Annotated in this window: 22 protein-coding genes; 3 read left to right on the forward strand and 19 right to left on the reverse strand. The window is 43.7% G+C overall.

What is annotated here, in order from left to right; all coding sequences use genetic code 11:
• Positions 1-2: 2 nt before the first annotated feature.
• The 11 genes from Xets_RS11535 to Xets_RS11585 form a co-directional block, all read right to left on the reverse strand.
• On the reverse strand, positions 3-1577 hold the full coding sequence (locus Xets_RS11535) for a phage tail protein (RefSeq protein WP_187651699.1): 1575 nt from the start codon (positions 1575-1577) through the stop codon (positions 3-5).
• The gene (locus Xets_RS11540) at positions 1574-2182 is read right to left on the reverse strand and encodes a phage tail protein I (RefSeq protein ID WP_099131698.1); all 609 of its coding nucleotides are present in this window, start codon (positions 2180-2182) and stop codon (positions 1574-1576) included. The genes Xets_RS11535 and Xets_RS11540 overlap by 4 nt, the downstream gene beginning before the upstream one ends.
• Positions 2175-3083, reverse strand: coding sequence for a baseplate J/gp47 family protein (locus Xets_RS11545; RefSeq protein ID WP_099131697.1), 909 nt, complete (start codon positions 3081-3083; stop codon positions 2175-2177). Before Xets_RS11545 ends, Xets_RS11540 begins: the two co-directional genes overlap by 8 nt.
• Positions 3084-3094: 11 nt before the next feature.
• Positions 3095-3445, reverse strand: a complete 351-nt coding sequence (locus tag Xets_RS11550; protein WP_099131696.1) for a GPW/gp25 family protein — start codon at positions 3443-3445, stop codon at positions 3095-3097.
• Positions 3442-4077 carry a phage baseplate assembly protein V gene (locus Xets_RS11555; RefSeq protein ID WP_187651700.1) on the reverse strand — a complete coding sequence of 212 codons (636 nt, stop codon included), beginning with the start codon at positions 4075-4077 and terminating at the stop codon, positions 3442-3444. The genes Xets_RS11550 and Xets_RS11555 overlap by 4 nt, the downstream gene beginning before the upstream one ends.
• 178 nt (positions 4078-4255) lie before the next feature.
• A complete protein-coding gene (locus Xets_RS11560) occupies positions 4256-4750 on the reverse strand; it encodes a lysis system i-spanin subunit Rz (protein WP_099131694.1) in 495 nt (164 codons plus the stop codon).
• A 45-nt stretch (positions 4751-4795) separates the two neighbouring features.
• On the reverse strand, positions 4796-4999 hold the full coding sequence (locus tag Xets_RS11565) for a tail protein X (protein ID WP_099131693.1): 204 nt from the start codon (positions 4997-4999) through the stop codon (positions 4796-4798).
• A gap of 200 nt (positions 5000-5199) precedes the next feature.
• Positions 5200-5436: a DinI-like family protein gene (locus Xets_RS11570; protein ID WP_187651701.1), complete on the reverse strand. Its 237-nt coding sequence runs from the start codon at positions 5434-5436 to the stop codon at positions 5200-5202.
• A 17-nt stretch (positions 5437-5453) separates the two neighbouring features.
• Complete coding sequence (locus Xets_RS11575; protein ID WP_370588228.1) at positions 5454-5693, reverse strand: hypothetical protein; 240 nt, start codon at positions 5691-5693, stop codon at positions 5454-5456.
• Between the two features lie 103 nt (positions 5694-5796).
• Positions 5797-7752, reverse strand: coding sequence for a replication endonuclease (locus tag Xets_RS11580; RefSeq protein WP_099131691.1), 1956 nt, complete (start codon positions 7750-7752; stop codon positions 5797-5799).
• An 87-nt stretch (positions 7753-7839) separates the two neighbouring features.
• Complete coding sequence (locus Xets_RS11585) at positions 7840-8178, reverse strand: DUF5347 family protein (RefSeq protein WP_099131717.1); 339 nt, start codon at positions 8176-8178, stop codon at positions 7840-7842.
• A gap of 254 nt (positions 8179-8432) precedes the next feature.
• Here Xets_RS11585 and Xets_RS11590 point away from each other — a divergent pair, with 254 nt between their 5' ends.
• Entirely contained in the window at positions 8433-9053 is a 621-nt protein-coding gene (locus Xets_RS11590; RefSeq protein ID WP_099131690.1) for a phage repressor protein CI, read from the forward strand.
• A 74-nt stretch (positions 9054-9127) separates the two neighbouring features.
• Here Xets_RS11590 and Xets_RS11595 read toward each other — a convergent pair whose 3' ends face one another.
• Positions 9128-9676 carry a GNAT family N-acetyltransferase gene (locus Xets_RS11595; protein WP_099131689.1) on the reverse strand — a complete coding sequence of 183 codons (549 nt, stop codon included), beginning with the start codon at positions 9674-9676 and terminating at the stop codon, positions 9128-9130.
• A 16-nt stretch (positions 9677-9692) separates the two neighbouring features.
• Positions 9693-10187, reverse strand: a complete 495-nt coding sequence (locus Xets_RS11600) for a polymer-forming cytoskeletal protein (protein WP_099131688.1) — start codon at positions 10185-10187, stop codon at positions 9693-9695.
• Between the two features lie 996 nt (positions 10188-11183).
• Between Xets_RS11600 and Xets_RS11605 the strand changes: the two genes are divergently transcribed.
• Complete coding sequence (locus Xets_RS11605) at positions 11184-11999, forward strand: AraC family transcriptional regulator (protein WP_099131687.1); 816 nt, start codon at positions 11184-11186, stop codon at positions 11997-11999.
• Between the two features lie 314 nt (positions 12000-12313).
• Here Xets_RS11605 and Xets_RS11610 read toward each other — a convergent pair whose 3' ends face one another.
• Positions 12314-12982 (reverse strand): epoxyqueuosine reductase QueH, encoded by a 669-nt coding sequence (locus Xets_RS11610; RefSeq protein ID WP_099131686.1) that lies wholly within the window; start codon positions 12980-12982, stop codon positions 12314-12316.
• 121 nt (positions 12983-13103) lie between these two features.
• Positions 13104-13853: an SDR family NAD(P)-dependent oxidoreductase gene (locus Xets_RS11615; RefSeq protein ID WP_187651702.1), complete on the reverse strand. Its 750-nt coding sequence runs from the start codon at positions 13851-13853 to the stop codon at positions 13104-13106.
• Between the two features lie 262 nt (positions 13854-14115).
• Between Xets_RS11615 and Xets_RS11620 the strand changes: the two genes are divergently transcribed.
• Complete coding sequence (locus Xets_RS11620; RefSeq protein WP_187651703.1) at positions 14116-15720, forward strand: AMP-binding protein; 1605 nt, start codon at positions 14116-14118, stop codon at positions 15718-15720.
• A 49-nt stretch (positions 15721-15769) separates the two neighbouring features.
• On the opposite strand, the gene cobT is transcribed toward Xets_RS11620, so the two are convergent.
• The 4 genes from cobT to Xets_RS11640 form a co-directional block, all read right to left on the reverse strand.
• Positions 15770-16855, reverse strand: a complete 1086-nt coding sequence (gene cobT / locus Xets_RS11625) for a nicotinate-nucleotide--dimethylbenzimidazole phosphoribosyltransferase (protein ID WP_099131683.1) — start codon at positions 16853-16855, stop codon at positions 15770-15772.
• A 110-nt stretch (positions 16856-16965) separates the two neighbouring features.
• The gene (cobS, locus tag Xets_RS11630; protein WP_099131682.1) at positions 16966-17724 is read right to left on the reverse strand and encodes an adenosylcobinamide-GDP ribazoletransferase; all 759 of its coding nucleotides are present in this window, start codon (positions 17722-17724) and stop codon (positions 16966-16968) included.
• A complete protein-coding gene (gene cobU / locus Xets_RS11635; RefSeq protein WP_099131681.1) occupies positions 17721-18266 on the reverse strand; it encodes a bifunctional adenosylcobinamide kinase/adenosylcobinamide-phosphate guanylyltransferase in 546 nt (181 codons plus the stop codon). Before cobU ends, cobS begins: the two co-directional genes overlap by 4 nt.
• Positions 18263-19828 (reverse strand): cobyric acid synthase, encoded by a 1566-nt coding sequence (locus Xets_RS11640; RefSeq protein ID WP_187651704.1) that lies wholly within the window; start codon positions 19826-19828, stop codon positions 18263-18265. The genes cobU and Xets_RS11640 overlap by 4 nt, the downstream gene beginning before the upstream one ends.
• Positions 19829-19884: the final 56 nt, after the last annotated feature.

Genomic DNA, 19884 nt, shown 5'->3' on the forward strand with positions numbered 1-19884 from the left:
TACTATCTCCCTATGGCTAAATACTGCCCACCTTCACCCTGCACATTGACATGGGCAACAAAACCATTACGTTGTTTGTTTGTTGCTCCCCACGTATGTCCTGTCGCCCAACCTGCATCAGAAACAATAACGTGGTCAACAGTTGTTGGGAATTTGAACGGGAACTCCACAAACACGCGGGTTGACGAACTGAAATCAATCAGACCAAATTGAATGTATATAGCACCTAAACGATACCAGCCATGGCCATGCTCAAACCTGAGATACGCCAGAACCGCATTAATACTGCCCCGTGAGATTAAATCCCGGCCAGTGGGTGTGATGGGGCTCAGTGTTGCCGTATCCGCCCCGGTAAAATACGGCAGCAGATCTCCTCCGGTCACCAATCCGGCCAGTGCCGTCAGGGTCGCGTTCAGGGGTTGCCGATTTTTTATAATTTCAGACAGACTGTTAGAAAAATTTCCGTCATTGTTGATTGACTGAGCCAGTTTCTCCAGCGTATTCAACGCGGCTGGGGGGTTACCTGCAATTAATTCGGGTAAACCGAGGTTTTTCACAAACTCGTTTTTATTTGGAATATCCGAACCGTTCTTGTTTTTCTCCAAACGTGTGTTGGCATTATTATTTGCATTAGCCGCATTTTGGTTTGCAGTATTAGCTAAAGATTTAGCCTCACTCACCTTAGCGTCAGTTTGGGTTGTGTTATATGCACCAACATCTGCTGCGTTCAGTGCAATATCCGCCGACAGTGCTTTTCCATTTACCTTGCGGGTAGAAGGCACGCGAGTGTTTGCATTAGCATTCGCGGCATTTGCCTGTTTTGTCGCTTCCCCTACCTTAGTATCTGTTTCGCCCTTAGAGTACGCTCCAACATCACCTGCGTTCAGAGCAATATCCGCCAACAACGCCTTACCATTCACCTTACGCCCTACCGGAACGCGACCATTGGCATTATTATCCGCTGCTTTAGCAAAATCATACGCCGCCTTCACCGCTTTCGGTGTTGCTGCATGCGTTTCACTATTACTATCCACCGCACTGCTCAGGATCACAAATCCCTTCTCTTGCAGCGTCGCGTCAGGATGGTTACGGCTATTTGCATGTTTCTTAATAGAATCATCCACATATTCACGCGTAGCCAAAATCACCGATGGATCAACTTTTAATGTCACCGCGTTAGCACTACTGACAATCAGGATCATGCGAATAGTCTGGGTACGGCCGGAACCCTCTTGCAATTGGGGTTTGTAGGTTTCCGCACAGTTACCCACAGCAATCAAAATGCCATCTTTGTCAAACAGGCCAATCTCACGGATCCACCAGCCACCTTCGTTTTCAGGAATAACCTGCTCTGCAATGATTTGGTTGGTGTTTTTTGGATCAATGCTCAGCGTGTTAATCGCTGCTCGACGTTTTTCATTAACCAGTTTGGTTTGTTTGGTGTCCGGTGTCGGCAACTTGCCACCACCATCACCTATGGCCATATGGGTAATTTCAATTTTAGTACCCAATGCCGCAGCATTTGCTAACTTATCTGCGCCTAACTGCGTCAGCAGCGCAAAATATTTGGTACTCATGGTCTAATCCTCATGTCATCAATAATATGTATGCCCGCGCCCACAACTTCTGAGCCGGATATTGTTATTTGCTCTGGGAAATAAGGGTAAACTGTCAGTTCATCACCACTGTAAGTCGCCGCCGAGTAGTGATATTCACCGCGTGTATCTAGGTTGATGTCCAACCCAATTAAATGTCGGCTCACTGGCTTGGCATCAAAAATCAGGTTTTCCAGTTCCTCGAACATTTCATGGGTAATACCGTTTTCCAATACACCGATATCCAGCCGGAAAGTACCCGGAGCATCATTGGTTTGCCACCACTCTTTTACACGGATGAGATAACCCAATGGCTCGACAACTCGCCGAATCGCACCAATCGTTCCTTTATGTTTATGCAGGAATAGAGAGCTTTTGATCACTTCCCTTTTGGTGCTCTCAGACCAACGTTCGTCCCAGCGATCAACAGACCAGGCCCAAGCCAGATAGGGTAGAAGTGATACCGGACAAGTGTCTGGATCCCACAACTCGCGTAACGGAACCTTAACCTTCTGTAATTCAGCGCAAGCTTTGGCAGCCGCTAGTTCTAACTGGGTTGAACCCATCGGTAGAAGGCGATCACTCATCCGAACCTCCCATCGTCAGGGTCGTTTTGGTGCAGTAAGATGCCTGGGTTTTATCCAGCACGACGTCTTTCAACGGCGCTTTCAATTCCACGCGCTGGACGCCTTCCACATGCAGTGCGGCATAAATCGCTGACAAACGAATGTCACGCCCCAAACGGTGCTGGGCTTCAACATAGTGTTTCAGTCGCTGTTCTGCCGCCTTACGGATAGGTTCTGATTCTGGTGTTGGGAAGATGTACAACACCGCATCAATTTCATATTCCACAATGTTTGCTGACTGAACTTTCAGACGATCCGCCACTGGACGCACGTTTTCATCGTTCAGCACTTTTTCGACTATTTCCAGCAGCTCTTTGGAAGCAACACCCTTGTCCTCCCGCGACATAATGGTCACTGTGACATTAGCTGGCGACGGGCTGATTGCCGAAGCGTCAGCGACGCGACCATCCGCACTGCGGGCATGGTATTCATACGCACCAACCGGGCCAGCAACACTCAAGCCTTCGAAAGCCTGTGGAATGCGTACGCGGTAGTCATTGTCAGATTCCATCACCGCCGGTGTCGGTGGCACGGTAGAATTATCTGCAGGATGCAGAACCATACGGAATACGTTGTTGTTCACCCCCAACTGATCCAAATCGCTGCCTGTTGAATAGGCCACCATCACCGCCCGTGCAGCTTCGTTAACCCGTTGACGCAAGAGCAATTCGCGATAAACATTCTCTTCCAACAACTTGACCAAAGGTTCAGATTCCAGTTGTAAAGTACGTGCAATGGCATCTTGCTGATCTTCTGGATAGAGCGAGATCAAGCCTTTTTTGCGCTCTTCCAGCAGTTGTTCGTAATCCAGTGGCTCAACCACATCCGGTGGTGGCAACTGGCTTAAATCGATTGTTGGCATGACTTATTACCTCACCGGGAATGGCTCACCGGAATAGAAAGTGAAAATTCCTTGGCGGATTGATGATAAGTACCCGTAATATCCACCACCATTTTGCCGTCCTGTCGGGTTTCCATCGTGATGGAGGTCAGCATCACGCGTGGCTCCCAACGGCTGATTGCGGTATAACTGGCCGCCATAACCTGAAGCCGGAGCGCTGCGTTTTGTGGCCAGTCAATCAGTTCTGGTAGCAAAGAGCCGTAGGTACGACGCGCGATACGGCTGCCCACAGGGGTTAATAAAATATCGCTGACGGATTGCCGGATATGTGCCAAATCGGTCAGCTCTCGGCCCGTCTGCCGATTCATTCCCAGGTACATCATACGGGGCCTCCTGATGTGTCACCGCCTGACCTGATGCCGGTGTGTTTATGGGAATCCACGACCACGCCGTTGGAACTGAATGTGCCTCCGGTGTGTTCAATATTGCCCGTCATTTTGCCGCCGTTGCGCACAATCAAGTTGCCTGTGCTCATTAGCTGCGTACAGATGACCTCCGGTGTATCCAGCGTAATTCGGGTGCTGGCGACACAGGTGATTTCCGGCGCGGTAATATGGACGGAATCCGAAGCAATCACTGTCGCGGTTTTGATGCCAGTCACAGTCAATGCGCCAGATTGCGGTTCATACTCCATCACGGCACCATCCGGAAACTTGATATGCGTCGCTTCAGGTGATGTTGATGGCGCCGGAAACTCATCTGAAAAAATCGCAGGCAATACAAAGGCGGTTGTCAGCTCTCCGCCTATGGACAGTAATAAAACCTGTTCACCGACACTGGGCGCCCACCATGTGCGGGAGTTTCCCGCTCTGGATGTCAACCAGTGCAGCCAGTTGGTTTCAAGATTGCCTGTCGCGACTCGGCACTTTCCCTTTGTGGTATCCACTTGGGTAATGACGCCGGTTCGGATCAGGTTGCGCAATAAGCGCATCAGTTCAGTGAGTTGTGTGTTCATGACGTAAGAATGCCATGAAACAGGAGGTTGGACATTAAACTGGGTTTGTAGGAAACAGCATACAAATCCAGAATAAAAATCCTTTTTAATCAAATAAATAAAAAGGCCTTCTCAGGAATAAAAGAAGGCCTTTTATGGTTTTTTGTATCGCGTTAAACAGCATTGCAATAAGATGCGATCATTCTGATTTACACTGCCGAACAACATCCCGTACATACTGTTGTAAATAGTCTAATTTGGCTTGGTCTTTGATGATGCCGGTTCGGATATCGTAAATAGCGCGTCCAGCTTTTGCAGTGAGTTCGACTTGGGTTCCATCGCCCATACGGCGGGGGCGGGTATCTCGGTTTTGGGTGAGCTGACAGGTAGCAAGGTTGGCGGTGGCGATTTGCACCCGCCGATGACCAGCAATAATGTCAGCACGCAAAGCCGCATTTTTTTCGGTGACATGAGCTAATTTTCCTGAATAGTATTCATCCAATTGTGCAGCCCGATTTTGTGCATCTTTCATTTGCTGAATAGCTGCCAACGTTTCTGAATGGACTTTTTGGTTGATGGCAACAAGCTGTGCAGCATGTTGCTGTTTCAAACCCGCCACTTCGCTGAGAAACAGGGAGCGATGTCCCCACCAGCCAAGACTTCCACCAATGACCAGGCATATAATTAAGGGCATCTTTTTTAGTGTATTAATTCCCAACAAACGAGTTCAGCCTCCCCCTTAATCCCAAAGCTGGATAATAGGTCTGCTGGCAACAGGCATAAATTCCGGCATTTCAACTTTCGTTCCATGAGGCAATACTGCGCCAAAATCAGCCAATCCGGGATTTGCCAGCAACACACGCTCAGTCATTCCCAATGTACGGCCATAATGACGCCAACAAATGGCATCAACTGTCTCATTTTGTTGTGCGATAACTTGCATACACTCTCCTTTCTCTTTGCAAAAGTCAGTTAGTAAATCGGAGAGTTATGATCAAATAATTAGCGAAATGCCTCAATACAGTAAGATTGTTAGGTCAGTAATACATAAACCAAGGGCAGGAAACCATTTCCTGCCCTTGGTTATTATCTCTTATTACAATGATATGCTATTCATTGGAGGATATTACCCCTTTGTCAGCGTTAATCAGATAGCCAACTATCATCCTCCCAAACTTCTTGAATGAGTTCCATCATGTGGTCGTGTTCACTGCTTTTTTTAGTCCCTGTTACTCTTACGGAGGTGCTACTGCTAATTCCAATTCTAAAATTTGTATCAGGATAATATGGTAATATTCTTTTTTTTAGTTCACTTTCTAATGAAGATATGACTGATTCAGAAACATTAGCTCGTTTATAGAAAAGTATCTCTACTCGCATGCTTTTCCCCGCCAAATCTATTCTTCTATTGAACCCGAATTCCCTAATATTTTGTTGCTGCTCACCTCATTACCTAACAGATTGTTTTCCTGTTTACCCTGGTAACTGTTAAATCTTTTTTCATAAGGTGCAGATAGCTCTGCTATCCAAACCAGTGCCAGCTCTTTGTCTTCCGCATGATTGCATTCGCAACTTGTTGCCATTCTGGCAATGAAATTGATACGTTGCGCTACCAATGATTCTATAAGAGATTCCACTGATCTATCTGCCTCCATATAATAAACTGTATATATATACAGTACACGTAATAAGACTAAAATTAAAGTAGTTTTTACCTGTTTTAGTCATTAAATTTAATAGTTAGTAACTATTGTTTGTTGTTTTAGCAGAAATATTTGCCAATTTGTTTGATTTTTCTGCTATGACAATTCTACGGTCTGCATAACCCGCTATCTTTCTACTTCCCTGTTCATCCGTACAGTTATTGACAGAACTCCAAGAGGAAAATTTTTTGCTTCTTTTATAAACAATTCGTTCAGATGTAACCGTCGATTCTGATTTTGGCACGATGGTCCATTGGTGGAGCCGCGTACAAATAAATCCTGCATGCGACAAAAATGGTGAGGTCACGCCTTGTATGGATTGAACATCTTCACCATAAGGGCTGCCAAAAGGGATATTTTTGTAAGATAAGCGAATAACTAAATCACGACGTGAAACCCAAGGCCCGCCCTGTGCCTGAGTATAAGCAGCCCAATTCCCCTCATCTGCCGCTTGTAACACTGCGTTTATCTTGTGGTCAGACAGGCGTACTTCCCTGAGTCGACGCAATTCGCGCCAAACCGAAACTGGAGCGCCGCCGATTTGTTGAAATTGGCGAATGCGCCAGCGACTCGCCCAGGCAGTCACTGATTTTGCCATATCGCACAGGGATTCACCGGTTTCATGGTCTTTTTCTTCTTCCAGCGCATAACCATCAATATTTTTAGAAATATACTTGGCAATATAACCTGTTGCACTACCTTTATTGGGATCGATCGCCCGATAATTAAAACGCACCTTTTTGGCTTCATCGTCCTGCAACTCTCCCTGCTCTTCCTGACAAGCGTAATGCTCAAGGAGCTTTCTGACTTGCTGCAAATGCTCCGGCAACATAAACAGCACCATATGCCAATGAGGGGTGCCATCATGATGTGGTTCCACCACACGGAAACCAAATAGATTAATACCTGCCCGTGCCAACGCAGCCCGAACTTTTGCCCAGACACCGCATAAATAACGTTGAGTATCGCGTGGCGTTGCGCCATTCCAAGATTTGACAAACCCGCCTTTGTGCTGGACGGCATGATATTTCGCAGGAGCCGTGATGGTATAAAATTCGCCAACACAGTTCATCTTGTTGGCAATATCTTCGAAACCGCGCATTCTGACCATCAATTCGCAACGTCGGATCGCAGGATTCGCGTTGCTATGAACAACTGTCTCTGCCAGCGAAATTCGTTCCCCTTTTTCATTTTCCAAATCAAAATGCTTGAAAAATTCACGATTGCGCCGTTTTTGTTCCAACCATTCCCGCAATGCCTGACGTGAAACATAAGGAGAAGCGACTTGCTGTACCTGCCCAACGGCAATTGCCATATGTTCAGATTGGATATCACGCAAACGCTTTAAACGAAAATACCACCAACGGGCAGACATCATGCGCAACATGCCAGAACAGAGTTGATCAACAGATGGCATTTTGCGGCCATGATTGAAACGCCGCCAATATGGGGGATGAGTACCACATTGCAAAGTCAGCTTTGCCAGTAATTGGTACAATTTAGCGACACGGGAAAATGACTCATCTTTGCAACCAACAGAAGTTGATGAGTGTTTTTGGGAAATACGCAAAGAATAGTGCTCATAATTACCAGAAATAAAAATGGAAATGTCATGAGCAAGTTTCAAGAGACGTTTGCGATCATACGTCACCATATTTTCCAATTGTTCAATAAAAGGAAAAGGCGTCATACCGGAAACACTTACATTAGAGACACAATGGCTAAACTGATACCTTTCTTTTACCCGTTGCAATCTCGGCAGGACATTCTGTCCAACCGTTTTTCTCAGAAAAGAATTTGCATCACGGCGGCCTGAGCGATTAAAGATATCGATATAACGGCGGCTAAAGTATTTAGCCAGAAAATCCGGTAGTTGTCCTATATATTGGTGACGCCATTGATGATCTTCCGCGTTAACTTCCCATAACAGGCGCTCCGCCATTGAAACACCCAGCGGTATGTTTTGTTCATAAGTGATAACGTTACTATTCATCAATTTCACCATATTCAGGACGAGTAAGAGCCTGGCGTATCCATGCCATTTGTTCAAAAAAGAGATAACGTGTTTAAAAAGCTGTAATTAATTAGGCAATGTCAGGTACTTAGGAAATTGACTGACAACGACCTTGATATGATTCATCGCCTGGATCAGCGCCCGCTTTTCCTCTTGGGTAAAATGGTTGAATTCACTATCGTGGCGGGAGTGCGGAATATTCGCCAAATAGAGAATGGCAGATAACGCACGTTTATTCTGTTCGTAGTAAGCATCTCTTTTATCACGCATATCAGCCAAAAACCGATTTAACTCCTTTTCATTGTCACCCCAATATGTCGCCCTAATCCTCGACAGGTGATTCAATCCTTCCAGCCGCTGGCCGAGGTTAATCTGGGTAAACTTTTCTTGCTCAGTATTCGCCATATTTTCCCTCAACATTTTCCTACAAAACGATCCTCAAGATTCCCCGCTATTTCCAATATTCTCTTCATTTCAAACTCTCTACCTATCCTCAATGGCATTTCCGAAATACTTTCGATATCAGGCATAAAGATTGAAATTTGGGCGTTCATGATGCAATATCTCTCAATGGTTTTCATCTTAACCAATCTGGGCTCACCAAAGGTCTCATATCGAGAACTTAGGCGGGATACTAATAGCTCTTATCTGTACTGTCAATGAAAAATACCAATATTGAGATCAAAATGGGGGCCGATAGTGGGGGAAGACCTGCTATTGAACGTCTTGTCCGCGCATATGGATTTAAATCACGTCAGGCCCTAAGTGACCATTTGGGCGTTTCCAAAAGCACGATGGCAAACCGCTACCTTCGTGATAGTTTCCCTGCGGATTGGATCATCCAGTGCAATCTCGAAACTGGCGCTTCACTGCTGTGGCTGAGCACGGGTCAGGGAGAAATGTTCCCAGATGGAGAAAGCGGCAAAAAAGCGGAACGGTTAGAAGATATCATTGCCCCATCCATCTCTCGTGTAAAATTATCAGGTGGTAAACTTAATGACGTTAGCCCGGTGATTTTGGACAGCGAGTTGATTTCCAAGGAACTCAAAAATCCGCTGATTGTTGATGATGGTGCCTCATGGTATCTGCTAGATACGCAGGAAGATAATATTCAAGATGGCTTATGGCTGGTGGATATTGAAGGTATGCACAGTATCAAAAAGATTGCCAAAATCCCAATCAGCAAGATTCGGGTCAGCGATAGCGACGTCACTTTTGATTGTGCAATCAGCGATATCAAATTTATTGGCCGCGTCGCTCTGGTCATATCCAAACAATAATAATCTGGCATAAAACAGTTTTCATCAAGGTTATCTCTATCCATTAGGATAACCTTGATGGCGTTCAAGCATTTTCATACAAAATCTGAACGCCGAAGCCTGTACAGAACATGCTCCCTTAGTGGATGATTTTCTTCCAATCCAGGGTGCAGAAATGTTTTTTCATCTCTGACCATACCCAATTTTTTCATGACATTTTCCGAGCGGTAATTAGAAACCGTGGTAAAAGCGACAACTTCCTCCAATCCGATTTCCGTAAACGCAAAGTCAAAAATTCTGCGGGCGGCTTCACAAGTATAACCTTGCCCCCAAAATGGCTTGTCCAGACGCCAGCCTATCTCAACAAAAGGCGAGAATGGAAATTTGATGTGCGGGATATTCAGTCCTGCAGAGCCAATAAATTCACCACTCTGTTTTAATTCAACCGCCCATAATCCCCAACCACCCTGCGTTTCAAACTTGCGGATACAATTATCGATAAAAGTATCGCTCTGCGTTTTAGTCAGTATGTCAGGAAAAAATTCCATTACGTCAGGGTTGCTACTTAAGCGAAAGAAAGGTTTTCTGTCCTCTGTTTTCCAGGCACGGAGCCACAACCTTTCTGTTTCCAATTCGACAACCACAACGCCTCCTTAATTATCAAGTATTGCTTTTCGCTTTTGGTTTATCGCCTTGATTTTCTCTAATGGAAATAACTCGTTCCATTTCTGGTTTTTTCTTATTATCAACCTGTTCAGATTGACCAAAAAACAATCCACCACGTCGAATTGACATACTGCCACAACGGCTAATGCCCCGTAACTCGCCATGTTCAAGGATATCTAATGTTTCCGCACAGCACGTGCCTTCAACATGACCATCAATGATAATTTCAGGTGCATTCAGCTCACCCTCTACTTTACCGGCATGCATAATCCGAATGGCACCACCTTTTACGCGAATATTGCCAACAACTTTACCCCAGATCTGGATATCCCCTTCCATTTCGACATCCCCCTTGAAGACAGAGTTTTTTGCAATAATGGTATTGGGACGGATCTCGGCTTCAGGTAATTTTTTCTCTTCAGGCTTGATGCCCATAGCGGGTGTCGCAGAACTGGCAGTCGCTGCCTCGGTTATTTTTTTTCCAAACATAGCGTTTATTCTCAATTTCATTTTCATAAAGTAAAACACTAAGGCTAAAAAAGATAAAATTGCTGTCATGGTGCAACTAAAATGAGCACCATACAGATATAGTCCCAATGTAATTCCCCAAAGGAGCCATACACTGCATAAAAAAGCGTTATCTGAAAAACGATACATTGTCATATTGTTCTCGTTTTTGTGGTTTTTTCTTATATTTCATCAGCAAAATATATCTATACATATGCCTTAGCAGGTAACAGAAACAGGCTGTGGAAGCACATCCTACCATTGTACAAGTATAAAAAACAATCTACGAAGCTATAACAGAGTGATTTATAGCGTTATTACACGGATAAAGCTTCTATTTGAGTTTAATCCTCTGATTTGTCGTCGAATTTTCTCACATTTATGAAATAAGAAAATCCATAAATATAAATTTCATTTCTTATTTCATATATACAAATCACATAAAATCACAATTTATTAACAATAAAAACAAGAAAAATGCATCATAGTTAGAACCATGAAAACATGTTATGCCCAATAGACATTTAGTCTATGGCTATTTCATCTATAAATCTACAATCAGAACTTAATGGGTTAATCTACCATTGTTTAAATTATATCGATCACCAAGAATTGATATTTTTTGATGTTAATTTTCTATTTCAATATTCATTTGAATAATTAAAAAAAAGAAATCCATGTCATCATTGATGTTCTCCATGGCTAAAAATTTTCAAAACAAATAACTCAATAAACAAAATCCATAAATAAAAATCATTTTAATATTAACAACACCTTAACCTTAAAAATAACCATACAGATATTGATCAAAACAAGGTAAAAAACAGAAAAATAATTTTTAACCACAAAAAATCATACTTAAACCTAACACAAATATTTATTTAGTTATATAATATCAACGGTTACTTAATAATAAAAAACACTTCATGCACTCATCAAAAAATGATTACTCACGATACGGAAAATTAGGAGTATTAGATGAAAAGGACGACAGGCTTAAATCAAAAGAATATTTGTACGATCCAATTAACCATGCCGGATTTCAATATCCTGGAGCATAAACAAAGAGGGCTATATATTTTACTTGATGGCGAAATGGTGTGGAAAGATTGCATAAACACTTATCACATTAAATCGAATGAAATCCTTTTTACCCACCCCGGAAGTTATGCAGCTAAAACCAATACAGAAAGTTGTCAGCTATTATGGTTACCCTTACACATGGAGTTTTTACGTAGTTTTTTACAACGTTTCGGATCATTATTAAGTCAGTTAGAGCGACACGAGTTTCCTGCTTATAGGTTGATTCCTTTTAACCAGTTTCCCTTGTTAACGGAAAGCATTCGTGGGCTGGCAAACTTACTGGCGCATGATTCCCCTCCAGCTTTGGTTCAACTAAGAGTTGAAGAGTTACTGTTGCTGCTTTCCTTAGGTAAGCAGGGAACACTGCTAATGTCTATTCTACGGAAATTAAGCAACCGCCCGGTAGAACGCCTGCAAACATTTATGGAGGCTCACTATCTCAAAGAATGGAAATTGAATGACTTCGCACGTGAATTCGGTATGGGATTAACGTCTTTTAAGGAGCTTTTTAACAGTGTCTATGGCACTTCACCCAAGGCTTGGATTAGTGAACAACGCATTCTTTATGCTCATCAATTATTACTAAATAGCGAAATGAGTATCGCCGATATTTCATTGGAATCGGGTTTTTCCAGTCAGTCCTATTTCACTCAAAGCTATCGCCGACGTTTTGGCTGTACACCTAATCGCTCCAGATACGGCAAAGATTAATGATTCATTTAATAACTAATAGTTAGTGCTATATTCCATAAATCAAGGCTTTTCAGTTTTATATAAACTTGTTTAGATCAAACTGAAAAGCCGCAACCACAATTAGGCTAAGATATTGCCTAAATCATGTATGATCGTTTTTATCGATCAATCTCCTCTTATTGATCTGTGCAATCCATTGGACGGCAGTATCTCATCTCACATATAGTCATGGTGACTCATCACTGTTTAGAGCTAATCCGACTAAGCTCTAAGTCACCACCAGGGATTTTTGTATTTGCCGTATTTTTGGCCTGCTTCCGCGCAGGCTTTTTTTATTCTTTTTGCTTGCTATCTGCACTATAAAAGACTGTACCTAATTTAATTCTTTCACGGCCGGTAGCCAGACGATGGCGATTAGTATCCCGCAGCGAGTAAATACAACCACAATATTCCTGCTGATAGAACTCTTCTCGTTTACTGATTTCTATCATACGAGCAGATCCGCCCCCTTTACGCCAGTTATATTCCCAATACATCAAGTCAGGGTAACGGGAAGCAGCACGAACCCCACATTCATTGATTTGCTGCATATTTTTCCAGCGAGAAATACCGAGTGAGCTGGTAATCACCGGGAAACCATGTTCATAGGCATAAAGTGCTGTTCGTTCGAAACGCATATCGAAACACATTGTGCAACGAATACCGCGTTCAGGCTCATTTTCCATTCCTCTCGCGCGTTCAAACCAATTATCACGGTCGTAATCGGCGTCGATAAAAGGAATGCCCATCTCCTGAGCAAAACGGATATTTTCATCTTTACGCAGTTCGTATTCTTTCAGGGGATGAATATTCGGGTTATAGAAAAATATTGTGAAATCAATTCCTGAAGCCAACATTGCTTCCATCACTTCCCCAGAACATGGTGCACAACATGAGTGCAACAAGACTTTTTTGTTCCCATTTGGCAGTGGAAGAGATTTACGCTCATAATTCAGTGACATAATATTTCTTACCTGATTCAGACAATAAAAAATCAGGAAGAGAACAAAGACCCCCTCCCTGTGTTTACTGGATAGACATTTTACCTTTTTCTACTGTCTTACGACAATCTTTGTAAAAGAATCAGGCCTCCTGTACTTCTGGCAAAACCTGCCCACCATCAACGACAATTGTTTGCCCAGTAATATATTTTGCTTCATCGGAAGCCAGGAAACAGGCAGCATAGCCAATATCTTCAGGCGTACCCAAAGCCCGCATTGGCGTGCTATCTTTCGCATAACTGAGAAATTCATCACCAAATGACTTTAAGCCTTCCGTCATAATCATGCCTGGCATAACCGCATTAATGGTGATACCTTGTCCTGCGTATTCCAATGCTGCACTGCGCATAAACCCTAGTTGCCCTGCCTTACTGGCACCATAGTGACTGTAACCCTGAATGCCCGTTATCTCACCTGTTATTGATGAAGTGATAACAACACGCCCGTAGCGCTGCTTTTCCATAACATTCAGCGCAGCTTGCACCAGGAAAAATGTCCCTTTAAGGTTGACTGCGTGCACTAAATCCCAATCTTCCGCAGTCATATCTTTCAAATAATGCTGTGGAAAAATACCTGCATTGGAACAAAGAATATCGAGCCTACCGTACTTTTCAACAATCTGAGCAATCACATTTTTACATGCTGTCTGATCAGTCACATCAAGGGGAATGAAATCAACTTCCAGCTCTTTGGCAATGGCTTCTCCTCTCAGCTTATCAGTGCCGGCAATAATGGTAACAGCACCAGCTTGCTTCAATACCTTGGCAATTCCCGTGCCAATACCTTTGGTTCCACCTGAAATAAAAGCAATTTTTCCTGCTAAATTGAACATAGCTTTTCCTTTTGTATTAGTGGTGAGTGTTTTTTTATTATCTAAAATATAATTCTTCAATTTATTTTTAAACCGTGACTTTATCAAGCTTAATAAATGAAAGCAGCACATTAAAAAACATAAAATAAAATCACGTTATTTACATGAAAAATTGAAATAAAGATCCCTCCTTAAATTTTCCCGACATTGCTTATTCTTCTGCCAGAGATTATTTTTAAAGAACACAACATTTTGTTAACGATAATAATATGGAGTGAAGAATATGATTCTCGATAATTCATTCTTACATGAATATACCGGTACAGCATTATCACCGATTTTATTTCTTAAAAGGGCTGTATTAAGCAATGGTAATGATATAGCCATTATTGATGGAAAACAGCGTTGGACCTGGCACCAATATGCCAATCGCTGTGAAAGGATTGCTATCTCACTCCAACAAATGGGTGTGGATAAAGGAAGCGTAGTCTCGGCTATTTTACCCAATATCCATGAATTGCTTGAGTTACATTTTGCTGTTCCTTTGTCCGGTGCTATCCTCAATGCCTTGAGTACCCGAACAGATGCAGCCACATTAAATTTTGTTTTTGAAAAACTGCATCCCAAAATATTATTTATCGACAAAAGTTATCTTTCACTATTAAATAATGTCTCTTTCAATAATCCAATTAAGATAATTATTGTTGATGAAAACAACTCAACTATTCCTATATCTCCTGCCGGACATGAATTTATATCTTACGAATCACTGATAACCGAACACTCATCAAAGACACTCTCATTCAGCCAAATTGACGAACAAGCCGCTATCAGTATCAATTCCACTTCAGGCACCAGTGGGCAACCGAAACTGGTTGTTTATTCTCACCGTGGGGCATTTTTAAATGCTATTTCTAATATCCTGGATTGGGACATGCCCAGGACTCCCACCTTTTTATGGACTCTTCCCATGTTTCACTGCAATGGATGGTGTTTCCCGTGGACAGTTGCGGCACGAGCAGGCACACATATCTGCATAAGAAAATTTGATGCAGAAGAAGCAATGCAACTGATCCAGGAACATCACGTAACCCACTATTGTGGTGCCCCGATTATTCACTACTCTTTAGGCAAGATAACGCAAAAGCATAAAAAGCATTTTGGTGGCCGTGTTTATGGCTTGATTGCTGGTGCACCACCGACAGAAATGATGTTTTCATTGCTGGACGAGGTCGGTATCAATGCAACCCATGTTTATGGATTAACCGAAACTTATGGTCCTGTAGTTGTTTGTGAAAATAAGCATGAATGGCAAGCACTACCAGAATCAGAAAAAGTCTTAAAACGGATGCGTCAGGGAATTGTTTCTAATTTACAAGGGCAGGTGAGTGTTATTGATAAAAATAACTCAGCCGTTCCTTTTGATGGCAAAACCATTGGCGAGATCGCTATTCGCGGTAATATCGTAGCAGCTTATGATCCTGTACGTCAGGTTATACCAGAGATCACCAACCAATGGTTTTATACTGGTGATTTAGCCGTCGTCGATCCTGATGGCTATATCAAAATCATCGATAGAAAAAAAGATATCATTATTTCCGGTGGTGAGAATATTTCCAGTCTTGAGTTAGAAAATGCCCTGTCCAGTTACCCGGGTGTTTTGGCTGCCGCTGTTGTGGCAAAACCCGACCCCTATTGGGGAGAAGTTCCCCATGCTTTTATTGAACTCGACGAAAATGCATCAATCACAGAGCAAGAGTTAAATGATTATATTTGTACAGTAGTAGCACGTTATAAACGCCCCAAAGGATATACTTTTTTAACTTTACCGCGAAATGCCAATGGCAAAGTTGTAAAAGATCAATTGAGAAAACGTGTCAAAGACTGATATAACCAGCATAAAGACAATAACGATAAATTAATCCCTTGGACTTAATTTATATGTTTAAAGACGGCGCTATTACGTGCGGCCTTTCTAACGCCGGCAGACTGATCCCACTACTTGCCAATTTCCCCATATGGCAATACATCAAGCAGGCTGCATCAATCAGGGACATAGCCATGGCCGCACCGCTACCCTCACCAAGACGCAAATCTAAATGCAAGTAGGGTTGCAAATTCAAATATTGTAACGCCAGCGCAGCACCTTTTTCTGCCGACATATGGGAAGGGATGCAATAATTCCGTGCCATAGGGGATAGTTGACATGCCGCTAATGCTGACGCATAGGACAAGAAACCATCAAGTATCACCGGTACACCAGAAGCTGCCGCTCCCAGAATCACACCGGCCATGCCGACAAGCTCAAATCCTCCCACTTTTGCCAGTACATCAATGGCGTTTTTGTTATCTGGCTGATTGATGGCAATAGCCTGCCGTACAATGGATTGTTTATGCGCTAGCCGCTCAGAAGGTAAATTAGCGCCTAACCCAACCACATCACGGGGATCACTTCCTGTCAGGACACTGATAACTGCGGCTGCCGCAGTCGTATTAGCAACACCTAACTCTCCAATACCAAATACCGTTATTCCTGCCGCAATGCGTTGTTGCACCAATTGTGCGCTTGTCAGCAACAGCATTTCAGCGTGTTCATAATCCATTGCAACCCCTTTGGCAATATTGCCGCAACCTCGTGCGATTTTAAGGGACAACATTTGTTCGATAGGATCACAATCTATGCCAATATCCACAGGCAAAACATGCGTTCCACTGTTTTTCGCCAGCACACAAACACCTGTTAACCCTTTCAACATATTGCGTGCCTGTATGGTCGTAACGTTTTTAGGTGAAATAGCCACACCTTCGTCATATACACCATGATCAGCACACATGACGATAATCTCTTTTCGCAGGTTTTGTAGACCAACAATGCCAGGCATACCCGATAGTTGTATCGCCAATGCTTCAAGACGCCCCAAACTTCCCAATGGCTTGACTAAGCTGTCAATGTGCTGTGCCGCTTTTTCCATGTTTTTCCGATCCAGAGGTTGGATCGCATCAATCAATGATTGTAGTGTCATGTTTATCCATCCAACTGACATTCTGTCCGAGCGTTGAACATGCTCAACGTGGTATCCCACATGGGTATCGACAATACTGTAAGCTCCTTGCTTCTCCTGATTGACTTTGTTTATTGCCAAATCATTGCTATCAAAAAAACAATTTCCCCTACCTCAATGGAAGCCCCCAGCGTATCGCCAGTTTGTCCACCAAGGCGATAATTGAAATAGAAGGCAAGCCCGTAAACCACAAGCAATGACGCCATCATTGCCGACAAGGTTTGCCAATTCCCCAGAGCCATTACCAACACAACACCAGTCAACAAAGTCAGCATCGTTGCAGAAAAGCTAATTTGGCCAATATAACTGCTTCCCATTCCCTCACCTTCACGGGCATCACGTTGCGCATACATTAAAAGCACCACGGCTGTACGTCCGACAATCGATGCGCAGGTCAACAGGGCAAGCAAATAGAGGGGGGGATGATAAGATAATTCAACGACAGCGAATGTTTTAAGCAAGATACAGAAAATTAACCCAACACCGCCATAAGTTCCAAGCCGACTATCGCGCATGATCTCCAGCATTTTTTCTCGCTGGCGGGAGGAAAAAAGCCCATCACTCGTGTCCGCCAATCCATCTAAATGTAACCCTCCTGTCAATAAAGCCAAAGCCAACACATAACCCATCGCACCAATATACATTCCCCCACCCGACTGGCTGATCGAAAGTGATACCAAGCCCGCCAAACCACCAACAATTAACCCAATCAATGGAAAATAAGGCACACCACGCCAATATTGACGAAAATCGACGCCTTCCGCCCACTTTTGCGGGATTGGAAGCCGTGTCATAAATTGTAGTGTGGCCCAAAAAAGGTGCAGTTTCATTTAATCTTCACTCCAATGCCCGAAACCATCAGCCAGACTTCTTCAGCCGCTTGTGCCAACTTTTGGTTAGCACGTCCAGCAATATCGACAAAATGGCGTGCCAATCGGTTTTCAGGTGTAATGCCCATCCCCAACTCGTTGGTCACCAAATATACTGGCATCGGACACATCAGACTAGCATCAATCAGGTCATCGATCTGATGATGGATAACTACCTCCAATGGTGCGAAATCAAGGTTATCAGGTGATACACCCCCCGATAAGTCAAACAACAAGTTGGCAATTAATGTGGTAACACATTCTAGTATAACGCCTTCTTGGGATTGGCGGTGCTGGCGAATAACTGAGCCTAAATTTTGATGGCCTTCCCAGGTTCGCCAATGTGCCGGACGCTCCTGTTTATGCCGCTCAATACGAGCTGCCATCTCTTCATCTGTGACCTGTGCCGTCGCGATATATAACACCCGCTCGCACCGTTTAGCGAGCAGGCGTTCAGCGTAGGTACTTTTGCCACTGCGAGCCCCGCCTGTCACCAAAATCATGGCATAACTCCGCCAGATGTGTGTTCATGCATTAATTGATAAATCTGCGCGATATCCAGATGCTCACGCATACTGGCAGCCAACCTATTGAATTGTTTTTCTTTGTGCTGGCAGTAATTAAAGGCCACATTTTCCAGTGGAACATAGCCTTTTCTTATCCGCAATTGATTTAATAATGGGCGAGTAAACGTGTTTTCATCGAACAGACCATGCAGGTAACTTCCCATTACCAAACCATCTTGAGCAACTGCACCATCAAGCCCGTTTTTTTCTTCACTATTTTTTTCTTCGCCATTGCACCAATATATTTGGGCAAAAGGCATTGCCTGCTTACCAAGCCGAGTGGTTCCCATATGGATTTCATAACCCGAAATCGGTTGTTCGCTGCATAATTTCAGCATACCTGACAATGCAGGCACTACTACGCCCCTAACCTGTGCAGTCTGTTTTTCACTGGCAAAGTGGGTTTCCGTATCCAATAAACCTAATCCTGCCATTTGAGTTAAGCCGGATTCCACCCCATCCACGATCTGCTTACCTAACATTTGATAACCACCACAGATCCCGATAATCGGCACATTTTTCTGCCGGGCTGTGATAATTGCCTGCCCAAACCCTTTGATTTTTAACCATGCCAAATCTGCCAATGTATTCTTGCTGCCGGGAAGGATAATAAGGTCGGCTCCCTGAAGTTCAGAAGGTTCGGAGACATAACGCAAAAGCACATCCGGTTGAGCTGCCAGCGCATTAAAATCGGTGAAATTGGCAATATGGGGGTATTGGATGACAGCAACAACCAGACAATCTTCTGTTTTTTGCCGCTGACGACCATATTTACCCACCTGCAAAGCGACACTGTCTTCATCTTCCAAATCAAGATCCAGCCACGGCAACACCCCCAATATCGGGACTTGTGTCAAGGCTTCGATCTGATCGATCCCTGATTGCAACAAAGAGACATCACCGCGAAATTTATTGATGATCACCCCCTTGATACGGGCTTTTTCTTCAGGTTTAAGCAAGGCTAATGTGCCGTAGATGGATGCAAATACACCACCACGATCAATATCTGCTACCAAAATGACCGGAGCATCCACTAATTCAGCCATCCCCATATTAACAATATCGCGATCACGCAAATTGATCTCAGCCGGACTGCCCGCCCCCTCTAACACCATGATATCCGTTTCTGCCGCTAACCCGTTATATGCCATCAGAATCTGCTGGAGCAATTGGGGTTTATATTCGTGATATTCCACCGCATTCATGCTGCACATCACTTTCCCCATAAAAACCACCTGGGCCTTGCGATCGCTGGTGGGTTTCAACAATACAGGATTCATGCGTACATCCGGCGTAATCCCCGCTGCTTCCGCCTGAAATATCTGCGCTCGTCCCATCTCTTTGCCATCTGCGGTAACCCCAGAATTAAGTGCCATATTCTGTGATTTAAAGGGAGTGCAACGATAACCATCCTGTGCAAATATCCGACAAAATCCGGCTACCAGCACACTTTTACCTGCATCAGATGCCGTTCCCTGAACCATCAGCGATAATGTCATTCTATTTCCTCCCTAGTTCACCGTGTACTTTTATCCGCCATAGGCATCCCATTATC

Origin of the sequence: Xenorhabdus sp. TS4 (assembly GCF_014467265.1) — a bacterium.
In the GTDB taxonomy this organism is placed as follows: domain Bacteria; phylum Pseudomonadota; class Gammaproteobacteria; order Enterobacterales; family Enterobacteriaceae; genus Xenorhabdus; species Xenorhabdus ehlersii.